Raw genomic sequence first — 1,674 nt, forward strand, 5'->3', positions numbered from 1 at the left:
CTCGAGCGATGTGTGCGGAACGCTCTTGACGATGGAATCGGGCCGGACGCGGGACCGGACGCGAGGCCGGTCAGGCGGAACCGGACGCGGGCCCGGTCAGGCGGGCCCGGTCAGGCGAGCGTGGTCATCCAGCCGAAGGTGTCCTCGACGGACCCACGCTGGATCCCGGTGAGGGTCTCGCGCAGACGCATGGTGATCTCGCCGGGCCCGCCGTCGCCGACCGTGTACCCGCCCTCGGCGTGCTTGACCGAGCCCACCGGGGTGATCACGGCGGCGGTCCCGCAGGCGAACACCTCGGTGACCGCCCCGGAGGCGACCCCGGACTCCCACTCCTCCACCGAGACCTTCCGCTCGGTCACCGGGTAGCCGAGATGGCGCGCCAGCCGGATGAGGCTGTCGCGGGTCACGCCGGGCAGCAGCGACCCGGACAGTTCCGGGGTGACGATCTCCGCCGAGTCCCCGGTGCCGAGGATGAAGAACAGGTTCATCCCGCCCATCTCCTCGACGTACTTGCGCTCGATCGCGTCCAGCCAGACCACCTGGTCGCAGCCCTCGGCGGCCGCCTGCTCCTGGGCACGCAGCGACGCCGCGTAGTTCCCACCGAACTTCGCCGCGCCGGTTCCGCCGGGGCTGGCGCGCACGTACTCGGTGCTCAGCCACACGCTCACGGGGGCCACACCACGCGAGAAATAGGCACCGGCGGGCGAGGCGATGACCGAGTAGAGGTACTCGTCGGCCGGCCGCACTCCCAGGCCGGTCTCGGTGGCGATCATGAAGGGCCGCAGGTAGAGCGCCTCCTCGCCGCCGGCGGCGGGGACCCAGTCGCGGTCGATCGCCACGATCTGCCGGAGGGACTCCATGAACAACTCCTCGGGCAGCGTCGGCATGGCCAGACGCTGCGCGGACCGGTTGAAGCGCGCCGCGTTCTGCTCCGGGCGGAAGGAGGCGATGGAGTCGTCGGCCTGCCGGTACGCCTTGAGGCCCTCGAAGATCGTCTGGGCGTAGTGGAGCACCACGGCGGAGGGGTCGATCGACAGCGGGGCGTAGGCCTCGACGGTGGGGGTACCCCAGGCCCCGTCTGAATACGGGAGGGTGACCATGTGGTCGGTGAAGTGCTTGCCGAAGCCGGGAGCGGCGAGGATGGCTTCGCGCTCGGCGGCCGTCCTCGGTGTGGCCGAGGGGCGGATGTCGAACTGGGACATGTCGTCTCGCTTAGGTGAGAAGGGGCGGGTCAGCGGGTGCGGATCTCGACGAGCGGGGGTACCGCGAGGCGGCACGGTACCTCTCGCCCCCGTACGTCGACGACGACCTCGTCGCCCTTCTTCAGGCCGGCGTCCAGCTCGACGAACGCGAGCGCGATCCCCGTCTTCAGCGTCGGCGAGAACGTGCCGGAGCTCGTGACGCCGACGTCGCGTCCGCCGGCCCGCACGGTCTGGCCGGCGCGCAGGACTCCGCGGCCCGTGACCTCGAGCGCGTACATGCGCCGGGCGGGCCCGGCCTCCTTCTGACGCAGCAGCTCGTCGCGCCCCCAGAAGGACGGCTTGTCCCAGCCGATGGCCCACGCGCAGCGGGCCTCGAGCGGGCTGAGGTCGAGGGACAGCTCGTTGCCGTGCAGCGGGTAACCGGCCTCCGTGCGCAGGGAGTCGCGGGCACCCAGCCCACACAGCGCCCCCA

At 71.7% G+C, this 1,674-nt stretch carries 2 protein-coding genes; both read right to left on the reverse strand.

Annotated elements, in window-relative coordinates; translation table 11 throughout:
* Positions 1 to 110: 110 nt before the first annotated feature.
* A complete protein-coding gene (locus G6017_RS14830; protein ID WP_179525022.1) occupies positions 111 to 1,202 on the reverse strand; it encodes a branched-chain amino acid aminotransferase in 1,092 nt (363 codons plus the stop codon).
* Positions 1,203 to 1,231: 29 nt separating this feature from the next.
* Positions 1,232 to 1,674 (reverse strand): glycine cleavage T C-terminal barrel domain-containing protein (locus G6017_RS14835; protein WP_277819609.1); only part of this gene is annotated, 443 nt, incomplete at its 5' end.

The organism is Dietzia sp. B44 (assembly GCF_014145245.1).
Lineage (GTDB): Bacteria > Actinomycetota > Actinomycetes > Mycobacteriales > Mycobacteriaceae > Dietzia > Dietzia natronolimnaea.